General features: G+C 74.8%; 13 protein-coding genes and 3 tRNA genes. 11 read left to right on the forward strand and 5 right to left on the reverse strand.

Annotation, left to right across the window (positions count from 1 at the left end; all coding sequences use genetic code 11):
• Positions 1-66 precede the first annotated feature (66 nt).
• The 3 genes from IF01_RS0125185 to IF01_RS0125195 all read left to right on the forward strand — a co-directional run bounded on the left by IF01_RS0125185 (position 67) and on the right by IF01_RS0125195 (position 4,820).
• Entirely contained in the window at positions 67-1,383 is a 1,317-nt protein-coding gene (locus IF01_RS0125185; RefSeq protein ID WP_030395817.1) for a deoxyguanosinetriphosphate triphosphohydrolase, read from the forward strand.
• A 58-nt stretch (positions 1,384-1,441) separates the two neighbouring features.
• Entirely contained in the window at positions 1,442-3,346 is a 1,905-nt protein-coding gene (dnaG, locus tag IF01_RS0125190; RefSeq protein ID WP_030395818.1) for a DNA primase, read from the forward strand.
• Positions 3,347-3,530: 184 nt separating this feature from the next.
• Entirely contained in the window at positions 3,531-4,820 is a 1,290-nt protein-coding gene (locus IF01_RS0125195; protein ID WP_078880285.1) for an RNA polymerase sigma factor, read from the forward strand.
• 107 nt (positions 4,821-4,927) lie between these two features.
• On the opposite strand, the gene IF01_RS0125200 is transcribed toward IF01_RS0125195, so the two are convergent.
• From IF01_RS0125200 to IF01_RS0125215, 4 genes are all read right to left on the reverse strand, one after another.
• Positions 4,928-6,133 (reverse strand): DUF2690 domain-containing protein, encoded by a 1,206-nt coding sequence (locus tag IF01_RS0125200; protein ID WP_030395820.1) that lies wholly within the window; start codon positions 6,131-6,133, stop codon positions 4,928-4,930.
• A 475-nt stretch (positions 6,134-6,608) separates the two neighbouring features.
• A complete protein-coding gene (gene gad, locus IF01_RS0125205) occupies positions 6,609-8,015 on the reverse strand; it encodes a glutamate decarboxylase (protein ID WP_030395821.1) in 1,407 nt (468 codons plus the stop codon).
• A gap of 164 nt (positions 8,016-8,179) precedes the next feature.
• Entirely contained in the window at positions 8,180-9,613 is a 1,434-nt protein-coding gene (locus tag IF01_RS0125210) for an FGGY family carbohydrate kinase (RefSeq protein WP_030395822.1), read from the reverse strand.
• 181 nt (positions 9,614-9,794) lie between these two features.
• Complete coding sequence (locus IF01_RS0125215; protein WP_037781098.1) at positions 9,795-10,088, reverse strand: hypothetical protein; 294 nt, start codon at positions 10,086-10,088, stop codon at positions 9,795-9,797.
• Positions 10,089-10,333: 245 nt separating this feature from the next.
• Between IF01_RS0125215 and IF01_RS0125220 the strand changes: the two genes are divergently transcribed.
• Positions 10,334-10,406, forward strand: a tRNA-Asn gene (locus IF01_RS0125220).
• Between the two features lie 59 nt (positions 10,407-10,465).
• Positions 10,466-10,538 (forward strand) — tRNA-Asn (locus tag IF01_RS0125225).
• A 127-nt stretch (positions 10,539-10,665) separates the two neighbouring features.
• On the opposite strand, the gene IF01_RS0125230 is transcribed toward IF01_RS0125225, so the two are convergent.
• Positions 10,666-11,412: a trypsin-like serine peptidase gene (locus IF01_RS0125230; protein ID WP_030395824.1), complete on the reverse strand. Its 747-nt coding sequence runs from the start codon at positions 11,410-11,412 to the stop codon at positions 10,666-10,668.
• Positions 11,413-11,698: 286 nt separating this feature from the next.
• Between IF01_RS0125230 and IF01_RS0125235 the strand changes: the two genes are divergently transcribed.
• The 6 genes from IF01_RS0125235 (at position 11,699) to IF01_RS0125260 (ending at position 16,699) form a co-directional block, all read left to right on the forward strand.
• Positions 11,699-11,772, forward strand: a tRNA-Ile gene (locus tag IF01_RS0125235).
• Positions 11,773-12,080: 308 nt separating this feature from the next.
• Entirely contained in the window at positions 12,081-12,983 is a 903-nt protein-coding gene (locus IF01_RS0125240) for an ABC transporter ATP-binding protein (protein WP_030395825.1), read from the forward strand.
• A 107-nt stretch (positions 12,984-13,090) separates the two neighbouring features.
• Positions 13,091-13,840, forward strand: a complete 750-nt coding sequence (locus IF01_RS0125245; protein WP_078880287.1) for an ABC transporter permease — start codon at positions 13,091-13,093, stop codon at positions 13,838-13,840.
• Positions 13,837-15,120, forward strand: a complete 1,284-nt coding sequence (locus IF01_RS0125250) for a sensor histidine kinase (protein ID WP_030395827.1) — start codon at positions 13,837-13,839, stop codon at positions 15,118-15,120. Before IF01_RS0125245 ends, IF01_RS0125250 begins: the two co-directional genes overlap by 4 nt.
• Positions 15,121-15,124: 4 nt before the next feature.
• Complete coding sequence (locus IF01_RS0125255) at positions 15,125-15,787, forward strand: response regulator (RefSeq protein WP_030395828.1); 663 nt, start codon at positions 15,125-15,127, stop codon at positions 15,785-15,787.
• 9 nt (positions 15,788-15,796) lie between these two features.
• Positions 15,797-16,699 (forward strand): 1-aminocyclopropane-1-carboxylate deaminase/D-cysteine desulfhydrase, encoded by a 903-nt coding sequence (locus tag IF01_RS0125260; RefSeq protein ID WP_030395829.1) that lies wholly within the window; start codon positions 15,797-15,799, stop codon positions 16,697-16,699.
• The last annotated feature ends 50 nt before the right edge of the window (positions 16,700-16,749 follow it).

Genomic DNA, 16,749 nt, shown 5'->3' on the forward strand with positions numbered 1-16,749 from the left:
CGGCCCGCGCCCGGCCGCGCGCGGCACACTTCCGGTGTCACAGCCGCGGCGTACGGTGAGGGGCATATGGACGACACCGCGCACCGCCTCACCGCCGCCACGACCCCGACCCCGTACGACCGCGCCGCCGAGGCCCGCTGGGTTCCCGAACCGGACAAACGCCCCGGCCGGACGGCCTTCCAGCGCGACCGTGCCCGGGTGCTCCACTCCGCCGCCCTGCGCCGGCTGGCCGGCACCACCCAGGTGGTCGCCCCGATGCGCAGCGACTTCCCCCGCACCCGGCTGACCCACTCGCTGGAATGCGCCCAGGTCGGCCGGGAGTTGGGCGCGGCGCTCGGCTGCGACCCGGACCTCGTCGAGACGGCGTGCCTGGCCCACGACATCGGCCACCCGCCGTTCGGCCACACCGGTGAGGAGGCGCTCGACCAGGCCGCCGAGGCCTGCGGCGGCTTCGAGGGCAACGCCCAGTCGCTGCGGATCCTGACCCGTCTGGAGCCCAAGCGCTTCGCCCCGCAGGACGGGACGCCGGCCCGGCTGGCCCCCTGGCCGGGCCGCAGCGTCGGCCTGAACCTGAGCCGCGCCGCCCTGGACGCCGCCACCAAGTACCCGTGGCCGCACGGCGCCCACCCCACCGACCCGGCCTCGCCCAAGTACGGCGTCTACGCCGACGACCTGCCGGTCTTCCGCTGGCTGCGGGCCGGTGCCCCGGCCGGGACCAAGTGCTTCGAGGCCACCGTCATGGACTGGTCCGACGACGTGGCCTACTCGACCCACGACGTCGAGGACGGCCTCCAGGCCGGCCACATCGACCCGGTCGCGCTGCGTGCCCCGAGCGAGCGGTCCGAGCTGTTCAAGGTCGCCGAGCGCTACGCCCGGGACGCCGAGCCGGAGGAGCTGGCGGACGCCCTGGACCGGCTGCTCGACAAGGACTGGTGGCCCGAGTCGTACGACGGCACCGCCCGCGCCCGGGCCGGGCTGAAGGACCTCACCAGCCAGCTGATCGGCCGGTTCTGCCTGGCCGCCGAGCAGGCCACCCGGGCCCGCTACGGCCCCGGCCCGCTGACCAGGTACGGGGCCGAGCTGGTGGTGCCGCGCGAGGTCCGGCTGGAGTGCGCGGTGCTCAAGGCGGTCGCCGTCCGGTACGTGATGCAGCGCGACGAGCAGGCCCAGCTGCGGGCCAGGCAGCGGATCGTCATCGCCGAGCTGGCCGAGGTCCTCACCCGGCGCGCCCCCGAGGTGCTGGACCCGGTGTTCGCCGCGATGTACGAGGAGGCGGAGGACGACCGCGCGGCCCTGCGCACCGTGATCGACCAGATCGCGACCCTCACCGACGCCTCCGCGCTGGCCCTGCACGCCCGGCTGACCGGCCCGGCCGGGTCCTGACGGGCGGCGGGCCGGTCGGGCCCGCCGGAAGACCCGGCCGCCCCAGTAGACTTCCGGGGTGGCCGGGCGGATCAGGGACGAAGATGTACAGGCGGTGCGGAGCGCACTGCCGATCGACGCCGTGGTCGGCGACTACGTACAGCTGACCAACGGTGGCGGTGGCGAGTACAAGGGCGTCTGCCCCTTCCACGACGAGAAGTCCGCCTCCTTCTACGTCAATCCGGCCAAGGGCGTCTTCCACTGCTTCGGCTGCCAGGAGAACGGCGACACCATCGCCTTCCTGATGAAGATCGAGCACTTCACCTTCGCCGAGGCCGTCGAGCGGATGGCGGCCCAGGCCGGCATCACCCTGCGTTACGAGGAGGGCGGCTACAGCCCCCGGCACCAGCAGGGCGAGCGCACCCGGCTGGTCGAGGCGCACAAGGTGGCCGCCGCCTGGTACCAGGAGCAGTTGGCCTCGCCCGAGGCCGAGATCGGCCGCCGCTTCCTGGCCGAGCGCGGCTTCGACGAGGAGTCCGCGCGGACCTTCGGCGTCGGCTACGCCCCGGTCGGCTGGGAGCACCTGGTCCGCTACCTGCGCGGCAAGGGCTTCACGGACAAGGAGATCCTGCTCGGCGGCCTGGCCTCGCAGGGCCAGCGCGGCGGGCTGATCGACCGGTTCCGGGGGCGGCTGGTCTGGCCGATCCGGGACATCGCGGGCGAGGTGATCGGCTTCGGCGCCCGGCGGCTGCGCGAGGACGACAACGGTCCCAAGTACCTCAACACCCCCGAGACGCCGATCTACAAGAAGTCGCACGTGCTCTACGGCATCGACCTGGCGAAGAAGGAGATCGCCAAGTCCGGCCGCGCGGTGGTGGTCGAGGGCTACACCGATGTGATGGCCTGCCACCTGGCCGGGGTCACCTCCGCCGTGGCCACCTGCGGCACCGCCTTCGCCGAGGACCACATCAAGATCATCCGTCGGCTGCTGATGGACACCTCGCAGTACCGGGGCGAGACCGTCTTCACCTTCGACGGCGACGCGGCCGGCCAGAAGGCCGCGCTGCGGGCCTTCGAGGACGACCAGAAGTTCGCCGCCAAGACCTCCATCGCGGTCAGCCCCGGCGGCATGGACCCGTGCGAGCTGCGCCTGGCCAAGGGCGACGACGCGGTCCGCGAACTGATCGACAACCCCGTCCCGCTCTTCGAGTTCGCGCTGGGCTCGGCCGTCGCCAAGCACCGGGTGGACACGCCCGAGGGTCGGTCGGCGGCGCTGGAGGAGGCGGCGCCGATCGTCGCCAGGATCAAGGACCGCTCCATCCAGCACGAGTACGCCGTCCGGCTGGCCGGCATGCTGGGCATCCTGGACGAGCCGTTCGTGGTCCGCCGGGTGGCCCAACTGGCCCGCTGGGACCGCGAGCGCCAGCAGAACCCCCGGGCCAACGGCCAGCGCCGCCCCGAGCCGCCGCAGCCGGTCCGCCCGGCCCGGCCCGCCTTCGTGCTCAACCCGCGCGACCCGGCCCAGTTCGTCGAGCGGGAACTGCTCAAACTGGCCCTCCAGCACCCGGACCTGGTCTCGCCGGCCTTCGACAACTACGCCGAGGACGAGTTCCCCACCCCGCCCTACACCGCCGTGCGGCGGGCCATCGGCCAGGCCGGCGGCGCCGCGTACGGGGCCACCCTGGCCGACTTCACCAGCGTGGTGCGCGAGATCTGCCCGGACGACCGGGTGCGCTCGCTGGTCACCGAGCTGACCGTGGAACCGGTGCGCTCGCGCCGCAAGGTGGACGCCGTCTACGCGGGGGAGTTCCTGGTCAAGCTGCGACTGCTGGCCGTGGACCGGCGGGTCGACGAGGTCCGCGCCCACCTCCAGCGCCTCGGCAACCGCGCCGCCGCGGAGGACATGCACGCCGTGCAGACCGAGCTGTGGCAGCTCCAGCAGTACGGGCAGTCCCTGCGCAGCGGCGGTTCGGCCGCCCTCTAGCGCGCGCTGCCGCGTGCTCCGGCGCCCTCCAGCGCCCGTTCCGGCGTGCTCCGGCGCCCGTTCGCGCCCCGGTTCAGAAAGTCCGCGCACGAGTCTCGGCCACGGAGCGTGGTGTGCCGCACACTGGAGGGCGTCCTGCCTCCGTACAGCGCGGGTCCGCCAGAGTCGCGCCCGCCCAGAGGGGATGCCCGTGGACCGAGGCCTCGCCGCGACCGCCCGACCGACCACCGATCCGCTCGCCCCGCCTCCGCCGTACGACGACGCCGCCGACCCGCCGGAGACCCACGGCCGGGCGGGGGCACCGCCCGCGGACGGCGGACGCGTGCCCGCCCAGGGCCACCCGTCGGGGCACCCCGATGCCGAGGCGGCGGCCGGCCCCGAGGACACCGGGGACGGGGACGCCGAGGACTCCGACGACGGGAACGCCGACGACGGGGACTCCGACGACGGGGACTCCGAGGACTCCGAGAATGCCGAGGGCGCGGAGGGCGCCGGTCGGGAGGAGCCGGAGGACCCCGAGGAGACGGTCGGACCGCGGCGTCCGGCGGCCGCCGATCCGAGCGGGCCCGCCGCCGACCTGCTCCGCCAGTACCTCCGCGAGATCGGCCGGATCCGGCTGCTCACCGCCGCCGAGGAGGTCGACCTCGCCCGCCGGATCGAGGCCGGCCTGTTCGCCGAGGAGCGGCTGCACCGCGAACCGCCGCCCGCCGACCGGCTGGCCGCCGAACTCGGCACCCTGGTGCTGATCGGCCGGCTCGCCAAGCGCCGGCTGATCGAGGCCAACCTGCGGCTGGTGGTCTCCGTCGCCAAGCGCTACATCGGCCGCGGCCTCACCCTGCTCGACCTGGTCCAGGAGGGGAACCTCGGGCTGATCCGGGCGGTCGAGAAGTTCGACTACGCCCGGGGCTACAAGTTCTCCACCTACGCGACCTGGTGGATCCGCCAGGCGATGAGCCGCGCCCTGGCCGACCAGGCCCGGACGATCCGGGTGCCGGTGCACGTCGTCGAACTGATCAACCGGGTGGTGCGGGTGCAGCGTTCGCTGCTCCAGGAGCGCGGGACCGAGCCCGGCCCGGCCGACATCGCGGCCGCCCTGGAGCTCACCGAGGAACGGGTGCGGGAACTGCTCCGCCTCGCCCAGGAGCCCATCTCCCTGCACACCCCGGTCGGCGAGGAGGACGACGTCGCGCTCGGGGACCTCATCGAGGACGCCGACGCGGCCTCACCCGCCGAGTCCGCCGCCTTCCTGCTGCTGCGCCAGCACCTGGAGGCGGTGCTGGCCACCCTCGGCGAGCGCGAGCGACAGGTGGTCCAGCTCCGGTACGGCCTGGACGACGGCCGGGCCCGCACGCTGGAGGAGATCGGTGTGCTGTTCGGGGTGACCCGGGAGCGGATCCGCCAGATCGAGTCGAAGACCCTGGTCAAGCTCCGCGACCACGCCTTCGCCGCCCAGCTCCGGGGGTACCTCGAGTAGCAGGCGGCCGCACGACCCGCCCGGTGGCGCGTCGTGCGGCCTGGTTGCCTGGTTGCCTGTTTGCCGGTCGGTCCGTCAGTCCGTCAGTCCGTCGGTCCGTCGGTCCGTCAGCTCGACGGGGTCGGCGCCGGAGCCGGGTCGCCGGCCGCCGCCGGCGGGGAGGCCGGGCCGACCGGGATCGGGGTGTTGGCGACCACCCGGGCCAGGTCGGAGATGCTGGAGGTGCAGGAGGCGCCGTCCGGCTGGGCCTGCTTGCCGCAGACCTGGAGCACGGCCGAGGGGTCGCCCGCGTTCACCATCTGCGAGTAGTTGTCGTACCCCCAGTGGATCAGCGCCGTCTCCGACTCGCCGGCGCTGGTGGTGATGGTCGCCTGGTCGCCGGGCTGGCCCTCGGTGATGGCGGCCCAGGCCGCCTGGCACTTCTGGCTGTACCGGAGGTAGATGACGACCTTGCCGATGTTGGTGGTCAGCAGGGTGCGGGCGTCGCCGCCGCAGCCGGCCGCCTTGGGGTCCTTGTGCGCACAGCCGAGGGCCTGGCAGGCCGGGACCGCCGGGGCGGGGTTGGCCGGTACGGCGGGCGGCGAGGTGCTCGGCGAGGCGGAGTCGACGGGCGTCGTCGAGGTGGGGGGCAGCACCGTGGCGGCGGTCGGTCCGACCTTGTCCTCGTCGGCGCCGGAGAAGTACCGCATCCCGGCGAGCGCCAGCAGCAGGACCGCGACCACCGAGGCGGCGATCAGGGCCATGGACCGGCCGCGCACCGGGCCGGTCGGCCGCTCGACGGTCCTGGCGCGGTCGGGAGCGGGCACGGAGCTGAGTTCGGGGGTGCTCCCGGTCCCGGCGCCGTCGGCGCCCAGGACGTCCGCCCCGGTGCCGTCGGCCGGCGAGCTGTCGGCCGGTGCGCCATCGGTGGCGGTGGTGGCGGCCTCCACATCGGCGCCCGACTCCCGGTCGGGCTCGTCCGACTCCTCCGCGGCCCCCGCGGCCCCCGCGGCCCCCGCGGTCTCGGCAGTCTCCGCGGCATCCGCAGGCGCCGGGTCGCCCGACGTCGCCCCCTCGGCCGCGGTCAGCTCCCACAGCCCCCGCAGCTTCGGCCCGTCGCAGTCGACGGCACCGACCAGCGCTTCGAGCGCCTGCGCGGTGATGACCCGCTTGCCGTTCAGCCAGCGTTCCCAGGAGGCCCGGCTGTAGTGGGTCCGGGCGGCCAGCTCGGAGAGCGAGAGCCCGGTCGCGTCCTTGACGGCTCGCAGCTCCTCCGTGAGGCGCCTGGCAGGGTCGGACAGGTCGTCGGGCAGCTGCTTCCAGGCGGAACCCATGCGGTCTCTTCCAAACGTGCGAGGCGGGCGGGCGGGCGGTGCTGGAACCGGTCCGGGCCCCGGTGACGTGTCCGCGTCTCAAACCACGACGGCCCGGTGTCCCAATACCCAGGTCCTGGCGCTGAGACGGACGGAAGTGTCTCACAACACCGGAGAAGGCTCGAACATTCATATGACGGTCGGGCATTGTTCTTTCCGCCGGAGCGGTACGCAGCCCCGGTCCCACCGCCCGGGCGCCGCCCCTACGGCCCCGGTGCCGCCGTTCCCTGGCCCTCCACCGGTCCGAGACAGTCTCACGGGGGGATACTGCCCCGGACCGCAGGGAAGCACGGTGGGAAGGGTGTCCCAAGCTGTCTCAAGCGGCCCTTCCCACCGTGCCCACGGCCCCGACCGCCTGCTCCTGGCGACGACCGCCCGGCTGTTCACCTCTCCGTCTGCTCTCGCTTCTTCGCCTCTCCGCCCGCCCCGCCGGGGCTCAGTGGTGGAAGGCCGTCCGGACCGGCACGCCGAGGTCCTTGAGCGGGACCGGCTGGCTGCGCAGCTCCGGCAGCAGCCGTTCCAGATCCGTGAGCAGCAGCTCGGCGAGGTCGCGCGAGAACCCGTTGCGGCAGACCACCCGCAGCACCGCGAGGTCCTCCCGGTTCGCCGGGAAGGTGTACGCGGGCACCTGCCAGCCCCGCTCGCGCAGCCGTCGCGACACGTCGAACACGTCGAACGGCACCTCGTCCGTGGTGGTGAACGCGAACACCGGCAGCTCGTCGCCCCGGGTGATCAGCCGGAAGCCGCCGAGGCCCTCGATCTCCCCGGCCAGATAGCCGGCCACCTCCCGGCAGACGCCCTGGACGGCCCGGAAGCCGGCCCGGCCCAGCCGCAGGAAGGTGTAGTACTGCGCGACCACCTCGGCGCCGGGCCGGGAGAAGTTCAGCGCGAAGGTCGGCATCTCGCCGCCCAGGTAGTTGACCCTGAACACGAGCTCCTCGGGCAGCGCCTCGTGGTCCCGCCAGAGCGCCCAGCCGACGCCCGGGTAGACCAGTCCGTACTTGTGGCCGGAGGTGTTGATGGAGGCGACCCGGGGGAGCCGGAAGTCCCAGGCCAGGTCCTCGTCCAGGAACGGCGCGATCATGGCGCCGGAGGCGCCGTCCACGTGCACCGGCACGTCCAGGCCGGTGCGCCGCTGGAGGTCGTCGAGCGCGGCGCAGATCGCCGCCACCGGCTCGTAGGAGCCGTCGAAGGTCGAACCGAGCACGCCGACCACGCCGATGGTGTTCTCGTCGCAGAGCCCCACCGCCTGCTCGGGGCCGAGGTGGAAGCGCTCGCCGTCCATCGGCGCGGTGCGGGCCTCGACCTCCCAGAAGGTGCAGAACTTCTCCCAGCAGACCTGCACATTGATGCCCATCACCAGGTTGGGCCGGGCGCCGGCGGCGTAGCGGTCGGCGTTGCGGGTCATCCAGCGGCGCTTGAGCGCGAGTCCCGCCAGCATGCAGGCCTCGCTGGAGCCGGTGGTGGAACAGCCGACGGCGGCGTCCGGGTCCGGGGCGTTCCACAGGTGGGCGAGGATCGACACGCAGCGCCGCTCCAGTTCGGCGGTCTGCGGGTACTCGTCCTTGTCGATCATGTTCTTGTCGAGGCACTCGGTCATCAGCCGGGTGGCCTGGACGTCCATCGAGGTGGTGACGAAGGTCGCCAGGTTGAGCCGCGCGTTGCCGTCCAGCAGCAGTTCGTCGTGGATCAGCTGGTACGCCGTGTCGGCGGGGACCGGGCCGTCGGAGAGCCGGTGCAGCGGGGGCGACAGCGCCATCCCGCCGAGGGGGTCGGCGGCGGTGCCGACGAACGGTCCGACGGTCAGCCGGCGGTCGTCACCGGCGCCCTTGTGCAGTGCCATGGCGAATCCGCCGCCCTTCCGTCCGGTGGCCCGGGTCGCCTTCCACGCTGCCACCGGTTGCCGGGTGACGCATCCGCTGCGGCGGGGCGGCCCTCGGGGCGGCTCACGGCCGGCGGCGCCCCGCCCCGTGCTTCCCGGCCGTGGGGCGCCTCGTTCCGGGGCTGTCAGCCGGCCGTCTCCGGGTGGATCTGCTCGCGGGCGGCCCGGTACTGCTGGCGGACCGCCGAGCCGACCGCGAGGTCGTGCTCGGCGTCCGGGGCGACGGTGACGGCGCCCGGCAGCTCCCAGCGCGGCGGCTCGGGGGTCCCGGCCAGTGCCCAGGCCGCCTGCCGGGCCGCGCCGCGCGCCGCGTGCGCTCCCGGGGGCGGCACGACCACCGGGACGCCGAACAGCTGCGGCGCGACGTGCCGCACCGCCGCCAGCCGTCCGGCGGCGCCCAGCAGGAAGACCCGCTTCACCTCGACGCCGCGGGCGCGCAGCACGTCCAGGGCGTCCGCGCTGTTGCAGAGCATGCCCTCGACGGCGGCCCGGGCCAGGTGCTGAGGAGACATCGACTCGGCCCGCAGGCCGGTCAGGGTGCCGGCGGCGTGCGGCAGCGCGGGAGTCCGCTCGCCGTCCAGGTAGGGGAGCAGCACCAGCCCGTAGGCGCCGGGGGAGGACTGCATCGCGAGGTCGCTGAGGCCCTCGAGGTCGCGGCCGAGCACGGCGGCGGTGGAGCGCAGCACCTGGGCGGCGTTCAGGGTGGCGACCATCGGCAGGTGGCGGCCGGTGGCGTCGGCGAAGGAGGAGACCAGCCCGGTGGCGTCCACCACGGCCTGCTCGTGCACCGCGAAGATCGTCCCGGAGCTGCCGAGCGAGACCACCGCGTCCCCGGGGCCGAGGCCGAGGCCGAGCGCGGCGGCCATGTTGTCCCCGGTGCCGGCCGAGATCAGCAGGCCCTCGGGGGTGTGGCCGGCGGGTTCGGCGGGGCCGAGCACGTCCGGCAGCCGCAGCTGGTGGCCCAGGGCCAGTTCGACCAGGTCCTGGCGGTACTCGGCGGTGATCGGGGACCAGTAGCCGGTGCCGGAGGCGTCGCCCCGGTCGGTGGTGCGGCGCCTGGGGTGGCCGAGCAGCTGCCAGACCAGCCAGTCGTGCGGGAGCAGCACCTCGGCGATCCGCCGGGCGTTGGCCGGTTCGAACTCGGCGAGCCAGCGCAGTTTGGCGACGGTGTAGGTGGGGCCGGGGACGGCGCCGATCGCCGCCGTCCAGGCCGCGGGGCCGCCCAGCTCGTCCACCAGGGCCGCGGCGGCGCCGCCGGCGCGCGGATCGTGCCAGAGGATCGCCGGCCGGACCAGCACACCGCCGGCGTCCAGGCCGATCATGCCGTGCTGCTGCGCGCTGACGCCGATCGCGCGGACACTCTCCAGCAGTCCGCCGGCCGCCGCGTCGCCGAGGGAGTGCAGCCAGAGCTGCGGATCGGCCTCGCCGGGGCGGGTGTCCGGGTCCTCCGGCACGGGGTGTTCGGCCTTGCCGGAACGCAGGACGGCGCCGGTTGCGGAGTCGCACGCGACGATCCTGGTGCGACCGGTGGAGCTGTCTATCCCCGCGACGATGGCCATATCGAGATCATGCCTCAGCGGGCGTCCGGACGCGGCCCGGCCGGGCAAGTTTTGCCCGTTCGGTACCGCGCCCGGAGCCCTGGTCCGGCCGGGTGCCACCGAGGTGCCACCCGGCCTCCGGACCCGCCCCGGACCGGCCCCCGGCACGGCGGCCGGGGGCGGTGGTCGGGTACGACGGACCCTAGGGGCGGAAGGTGCCCCAGGCGTCGTCCTCGGCCTTCGGCCGGTTGAAGTACGGCACCCGGTCGGTGACGGCGTTGGGCAGCCGGTCGCCGACCTTGTCGGCCACGGCCCCGGCGGCCTTCCCGGCGACCGCGCCGGCCTGCTGGCGGGCCTTGTCCGTCGCGCCCTGGACCTTGGGGTTCTGGGCGACCTGCCGGGTGACCCTGGCGATCTGCTCGTACCGCTGGCGACCGGCCCGCGTGCCGAGTACGTAGCCCGCTGCGAGTCCGACGCCGAACGACAGCTTCCACATGGTCGGATTCCACCCTCTCCTGGCGGCCATTGCCGCGTTGCCCTACCCGTCTGTCGGGACGGTGAACCGTCGGTGACCCCAGCATCCACGGACGGGGCCCGGAGCGCGCGGGGAGCGCGCCCGGCGGGCCGGCCGGTGGCGGCCGGGGAAAGCGATTGGCGGACCACCCCCCCGAGTGCGCTAATGTATGTCCCGCAGCGAGCGCCGAGGAGCCCGGGAGACCGGGGGCCGAAGCGGAAGCTCGATCCCCCATAGCTCAATTGGCAGAGCAGCCGACTGTTAATCGGCAGGTTATTGGTTCGAGTCCAATTGGGGGAGCCGAGGTGGTGGCCTTCGGGCCCATCACCCGTACGTGGTGCGGCTGTTGTGTACCGCGATCCCGCATAGCTCAATTGGCAGAGCAGCCGACTGTTAATCGGCAGGTTATTGGTTCGAGTCCAATTGCGGGAGCTGCGCCGGGTCCGCCCGGTGACTGCTCAGAGCGAAGGCCCCTCGGTAGACCGGGGGGCCTTCGTGTTGCCCGGGCCCGGGTGGCGGCGGCCACGGGCGCCCGGGCCCGCGTCCCTCGGCCGCCGGCTCAGGCGAGGGCCTGCTGGTACAGCTCGGCGACCCGCTCGTCGAAGGTGACGCTGTACGAGGTCTCCGGCGTCGCGCCGCCCTCCTGGTAGCCGCCGATCACCCCGATCACCCGCCCGTTGGTGGTCAGCCACGGGCTGCCGCTGGTGCCGTCGGTGTAGCCGCCGCAGTCGAACCGTTCCTGGGTCGGGCTCTGCGAGGCGGTCAGGCCCGAGCAGGTGATCGGCTCGTCCCGCTCGTTGGGGTAGCCGGTGACCGAGACCGCCAGGCCGAAGCCCTGGTCGGTGCCGAGCGGGTTGCCGCCGACGGCGTCCTCGACCTGCCGGCCGTTCACCGGTCGCACGGTGACGAACGCCACGTCGTACTCGGGGTCGTCGTCGGTCTCCCAGTGCGGATCGACGGTGACCGACTCCACCGGCCAACTCCCGTACGGCGAGTAGCCGTTGCGGTAGCCGGGGGTGAACACCAGGCCGTCCAGCAGGCCGATCCGGCGGCTCTGCACGCAGTGTGCGGCGGTGACCAGCAGATTGCGGCGCGGGCTCCTGACCACGCTCGCGGTGCACGCCCTGGGGCCCTCCGAGGTGTGCACGGACAGGGTGCCGATCCGGTCCCAGGCGGGGTTCTGCGGCGCGACCGAGGCCGTCCGGCCCCGCTCGCCCCCGCCGCAGGCGATGGCGGCGGCCAGCAGCAGGGCCGCCAGGACGAGCGTCCGGACCGCGCGCGCGGGTCGAACCGGGCGGGAGGGCATCGGTGCTCCGTCTGGTCCTCGGGGGCGGTCGCCGCCGGTCATGCGTCCGCCGTTCGAGAGCAAGATCTATCAGGCCGGGCCCGGCCGCGCCACTGCCGCCGCCCGGCTCCCGACCCCCCGTCACCCGGCCCCGCGGGCGGGCCCGCCGGGCCCGACCGCCCCCGGTGCGCACCCGTGTGCGCCCCCGGCGCGCACCACGGGTGATCGACCGGCTATGCTGCCCGGGACGGCCTTTCGGGGCCGTCTGCTGCTGCCGCGACCGGCCTGCCGTCGCGCGCTGCGAACCGGGGCGGTAGCTCAGCCGGTTAGAGCAGGGGACTCATAATCCCTTGGTCGTGGGTTCGAGTCCCACCCGCCCCACCTCTCACGCCCGCGCGGGCGGCCCCCGGCTGGGAAAACCCTAGGGGATCAAGCCCGCGGCCACGCCACGACGCGCCGGAATTCACCCGCTCGTGGGCATCGCCCGGCCACCGCGCCACCCCTCCCCGTCCGAGGCCCCTGCTCCCGGACGCCCCTCCCCGGTCCACCGATCGGTTGATCCCCCCTCCACCGTGCCCGCCGGCCACCGGGACCGTTCGGTCGATCCGCCGGCGAGGTCCCGCGCGGGAGGCTCGTAGCAGGCCGGGAACACGGCCGGGCGAGCGGAACGAGGGGGAGGGAGCGGCACCATGGCCGTGATCGAGGTGGCGGGGCTGGGCAAGTCCTACGGGCGCCGGCAGGTACTGGAGGACGTCTCGTTCCGGGTGGAGCGGGGCGAGGTGTTCGGGCTGCTCGGTCCCAACGGCGCGGGCAAGACCACCGCGGTGGAGTGCTGCGAGGGCCTGCGCCGGGCCGACGCCGGGACGGTCCGGGTGCTCGGCCTGGACCCGGTCCGGGACGCCCGCCGACTACGGCCCCGGATCGGCGTCCAGCTCCAGCAGGCCCAGTTGCAGGGGGCGCTGCGGGTCGGTGAGGCGCTGGAGCTGTACGCCGGGCTCTACCCCGACCCCCGGGACTGGCGGGAGCTGCTGGACGAGTGGGGGCTCGCCGACCAGAGCCGGACCCCCTTCGACAGGCTCTCCGGCGGCCAGCGCCAGCGGCTGTTCGTCGCGCTCGCGCTGATCGGCAACCCCGAGGTGGCGTTCCTGGACGAGCTGACCACCGCGCTCGACCCGCAGGGCCGCCGCGACACCTGGGAGCTGGTCCGCCGGATCCGCGACAACGGCGTGACGGTGGTGCTGGTCTCGCACTTCATGGACGAGGTCGAGGCGCTGTGCGACCGCGCCGCGGTGCTCGACGGCGGGCGGATCGTCGCCACCGGCACCCCCGCCGAGCTGGTCGCCCGCTCCGGGGCCGGCGGCACCCTCGGCTTCCGTCCCACCGCGCCGCTGGACCCGGCCCGGCTGGCGGCCCTGCCCGGGGTCACCTCGGTGGAGGAGCGGGGCGGCCGGATCGAGGTGACCGGCACCGGGGACTTCGCCGACCGGGTCACCGGGCTGCTGGCCCGCGAGGGGATCGTCGTCACCGGCCTGCGGATCCGCGAGCACGGCCTGGACGAGGCCTACCTCGCGCTCACCCGGCACGACTCCTGAGCCGTACGGCTCCCGGACCGGCGCGAGCCGTACGGCGCCGGACCCGGCACCCGAGCCGCCACCACCGCGCCCGAGCCGCCACCACCGCACCCGAGGGGACCACCACCGTGAACCGCACCGCCCACGCCGTCCGCCGCCTGGCCGTCGCCGAGACCCGGCTGTTCCTGCGCGACCCGATGACCGCCTTCTTCACCCTGCTCTTCCCGGTCGCCCTGTTCGGCGTCCTGGGCTCCGTCCCGGCCCTGCGCAAGGCCTCGCCGGACGCCCACGGCCTGAGCACGGTCCAGCTGTACGCGCCGATCCTCGCCGTCCTCGCGCTGATGATGCTCGGCCTCAACGGCCTGCCCTCGCTGCTGGCCACCTACCGCGAGCGCGGCGTGCTGCGCCGGATGTCCGCGAGCCCGGTGCGCCCGGCGCTGCTGTTCGGGGCGCTGCTGCCGCTCTACCTGGGCATCGCCACCGTCTCCATGCTGCTGGTGACGGCGCTCGCGCCGGTGCTCGGGGTGGGGCTGCCGCGGAGCCCGGCGGCCTTCGCACTGGCCTTCCTGCTCGCCGCCGCCGCGATGCTCTCGGTCGGCCTGCTGCTGGCCGCGGTCGTCCCGTCGGCGAAGGCCGGCAACGCGGTCGGCGCGCTGGCGCTCTTCCCGATGATGTTCTTCTCCGGGCTCTGGCTGCCCCGCGAGTTCGCGCCCGCTGTGCTGAACCGGATCGGCGACCTCACCCCCGGCGGGGCCGCCGCGCAGGCCCTCCAGGACTCCTGGGACGGCCGGTTCCCGCACGCCGTGGCCCTGCTCACACTCGCTGCGTACGCCCTGCTCGCGGGTGCCGCGGCTGCCAGGCTGTTCCGGTGGGAATGATCAAGGCCGACCCGGCGGACGAGGGTTCGCTCGGAGCCTGGCAGCGGCGGCTGGACCGTGCTGCCGGGCTGCTCGGCTATGTCGGGCTGCTGATCGCCACCGGGCTCGTGCTGCTGGTCCCGGTGCCGACCGCGCGGTCCGTCCGGGCCACCCTGCCGGCCGCGGCGCTCGCCCTGCTCTGGCTGCTGCTGCGCTCGGCGCTGGACCGCCGCACCCGGCCCGACGGCGGGGCGCGGTTCGCCGGCGCCCACTTCCTCGGGCTGCTCGCGGTGACCACCGTCCTGGTGCTGGACAACCCGCTCTACGGCTTCTTCGCCTTCAGCTGCTACCTGCACGCCGCCCAGTACCTGCGGGGCCCGGCCAGGGTGCTGGGCACGGTGGTGGCGGCCGTCCCCACCGCGCTCGCCCAGAGCGGCGGGGTGCTGCCGACGAGCCCGGGGCAGGTCGGCGGGTTCCTGGCCGTGCTCGCCTTCAACCTGGTGGTGGTCGGGGTGCTGCTCGCGCTGAGCGAGGTCGCCGACCGGCTGAGCCGCCAGCGCAAGCGGGCCAACGCCGAACTCGCGGAGGCCAACCGGCGGCTGTCCGGGATGCTCGCCGAGAACGCCGGACTGCACGCCCAGCTGCTGGTCCAGGCCCGCGAGGCCGGGGCCGCCGACGAACGCCGCCGGTTCGCCCAAGAGATGCACGACACCGTCGCCCAGGGCCTGGCCGGCATCGTCACCCAGCTCCAGGCCGCCGAGCAGGTCCGGGACCGCAGCGCGGCGGACGCCGACCGGCACCTGGCCAACGCCGTCGGCCTCGCCCGGGAGAGCCTCACCCAGGCCCGCCGGGCCGTGCACGCGCTGCGCCCGCTGGAGCTCGAACGGGCCGCGCTGCCGGAGGCGATCGCCGAACTGGTCGGGCAGTGGCGCGAGCGCAACAGCGCCGCCGCCGCGCTGACCGTCACCGGCGAGGCCCGCCCGCTGCACCCCGAGGTCGAGGTGACGCTGCTGCGGATCGCCCAGGAGTCGCTGGCCAACGCCGGCCGGTACGCCCGGGCCACGCGGGTCGGGCTGACCCTCTCGTACATGCCGGGCCTGGTCACCCTGGACGTCCGGGACGACGGTGTCGGCTTCGACCCGAGGGCCGAGCCGGCCTCCCGGGCCACCGGCGGCGGCTACGGGCTGGACGTGATGCGCCGCCGGGTCGGACGCCTGGCCGGGCGGCTGGACCTGGAGACCGAACCGGGCGCCGGGACGACGGTGTCGGCGACCCTGCCGGCGATCAGTGCGGAGGAGTAGGACCGTGGACGAGGCGACGACGATCAGAGTGCTGCTGGTGGACGACCACCCGGTGGTCCGGGACGGGCTGCGCGGCATGTTCGCCGCCGCCCCCGGCTTCGAGGTGGTCGGCGAGGCCGGGGACGGTGCCGAGGCACTTGTGCTGGTCGCCGCGCTGCGCCCGGACGTGGTGCTGATGGACCTGCGGATGCCGCGGATGGACGGTGTCACCGCGATCCGCGAGCTGGCCGAGCGCGGCCTGCCGGGGCGGGTCCTGGTGCTCACCACCTACGACACCGACGCCGACGTGCTCCCCGCCGTCCGGGCCGGCGCCACCGGCTACCTGCTGAAGGACGCGGCCAGGGAGGACCTCTTCCACGCCGTCCGGGAGGCCGCCCGCGGTGCCTCGGTGATCGCGCCGACCGTCGCCGCCAAGCTGCTCGGCCAGGTCCGGGAGCCGGTCCGGGAACCGGCCCAGGAGCCGCTGAGCCCGCGCGAGCTGGAGGTGCTGGAGCTGGTCGCCGCCGGATCCACCAACCGGGAGGCGGCGGCCCGGCTGTTCATCAGCGAGGCCACCGTGAAGACCCATCTGATCCACGTCTACGCCAAGCTCGGCGTCAAGGACCGCGCCTCGGCCGTCGCCGCCGGCTTCAACCTGGGCCTGCTCACCCCCACCGGTCGCCCGTAAGCTGACCGGATGCTCGAATCCGCGCTGCTGCCGACCCCGCTGGCGGACTGCACCGACGAGGCGCTCGCCCGGGCCGGGGTGGAGCTGCGGCTCAAGCGGGACGACCTGGCGCACCCGCTGGTGCCGGGGAACAAGTGGCGCAAGCTCGCGCCGAACCTGGCGGCCGCCGTCGAGGGGGGCCACACCCGGCTGGTGACCTTCGGCGGGGCGTACTCCACCCATCTGCGGGCGGTCGCGGTGGCGGCCGCGGCGCTCGGGCTGGAGAGCGTCGGGCTGGTCCGCGGCGAGGAGCTGGCCGACCGGCCGCGCAACTGGTCGCTGCGGGCCGCCGAGGCGGCCGGGATGGAGCTGGTGTTCCTGACCCGGGCCGAGTACCGGGAGGCCGCCGGCCGGGCCGGCGAAGGCCCGGGGTGGCGCTGGGGCCCCGGCCTGGTGCTGCCCGAGGGCGGCTCCAACGGCCTCGCGGTCACCGGCGCGGCGGAGATCGTCGCGGAGCTGGACGACCTGGGCGGGCGCGACGTGGTCTGCTGCCCGGTCGGCACCGGCGGCACGCTGGCCGGGATCGCGGCCGGGCTGCCGCCGGGGGCGCGGGCGCTGGGGGTGGCGGTGCTGCGCGGCGGCGAGGGGTACCTGGAGGCGGAGGTGAACCGGCTGCACCGGGAGGCGTACGGGCGGGAGTTCGAGGGCTGGCGGATCGACCACGGGCACCACGGCGGGGGGTACGGCCGGGTGCCGGCCGCGCTGGAGGAGTTCGCGGCCGGCTTCGAACGGCGGCACGGGATCGCCCTGGAGCGCCGTTACGTGGCCAAGCTGCTGGCCGCCGTGCACGACCTGGCCGGGGCCGGGGCGTTCCCGCCCGGCACCCGGCTGACGGCCGTGGTCACCGGCCTGCCCGACCCGGTCGACGCCTGAGACGGTCGACGCCTGAGCAGGTCGATGCTGGGCCGGGCAGGGCCGGACGG

It is taken from the genome of Kitasatospora purpeofusca (assembly GCF_000718025.1).
In the GTDB taxonomy this organism is placed as follows: domain Bacteria; phylum Actinomycetota; class Actinomycetes; order Streptomycetales; family Streptomycetaceae; genus Kitasatospora; species Kitasatospora purpeofusca.

Excerpts from the sequence above, each read along its gene's own strand:
- IF01_RS0125240 (WP_030395825.1), top strand. The coding sequence starts at position 12,081 with ATGGCCGTGATCGAGGTGGCGGGGCTGGGCAAGTCCTACGGGCGCCGG.
- gad (WP_030395821.1), bottom strand. The coding sequence starts at position 8,015 with ATGGCACTGCACAAGGGCGCCGGTGACGACCGCCGGCTGACCGTCGGA.
- IF01_RS0125195 (WP_078880285.1), top strand. The coding sequence starts at position 3,531 with ATGCCCGTGGACCGAGGCCTCGCCGCGACCGCCCGACCGACCACCGAT.
- IF01_RS0125215 (WP_037781098.1), bottom strand. The coding sequence starts at position 10,088 with ATGTGGAAGCTGTCGTTCGGCGTCGGACTCGCAGCGGGCTACGTACTC.
- IF01_RS0125230 (WP_030395824.1), bottom strand. The coding sequence starts at position 11,412 with ATGCCCTCCCGCCCGGTTCGACCCGCGCGCGCGGTCCGGACGCTCGTC.
- IF01_RS0125210 (WP_030395822.1), bottom strand. The coding sequence starts at position 9,613 with ATGGCCATCGTCGCGGGGATAGACAGCTCCACCGGTCGCACCAGGATC.
- IF01_RS0125185 (WP_030395817.1), top strand. The coding sequence starts at position 67 with ATGGACGACACCGCGCACCGCCTCACCGCCGCCACGACCCCGACCCCG.
- IF01_RS0125200 (WP_030395820.1), bottom strand. The coding sequence starts at position 6,133 with ATGGGTTCCGCCTGGAAGCAGCTGCCCGACGACCTGTCCGACCCTGCC.
- IF01_RS0125260 (WP_030395829.1), top strand. The coding sequence starts at position 15,797 with ATGCTCGAATCCGCGCTGCTGCCGACCCCGCTGGCGGACTGCACCGAC.
- IF01_RS0125250 (WP_030395827.1), top strand. The coding sequence starts at position 13,837 with ATGATCAAGGCCGACCCGGCGGACGAGGGTTCGCTCGGAGCCTGGCAG.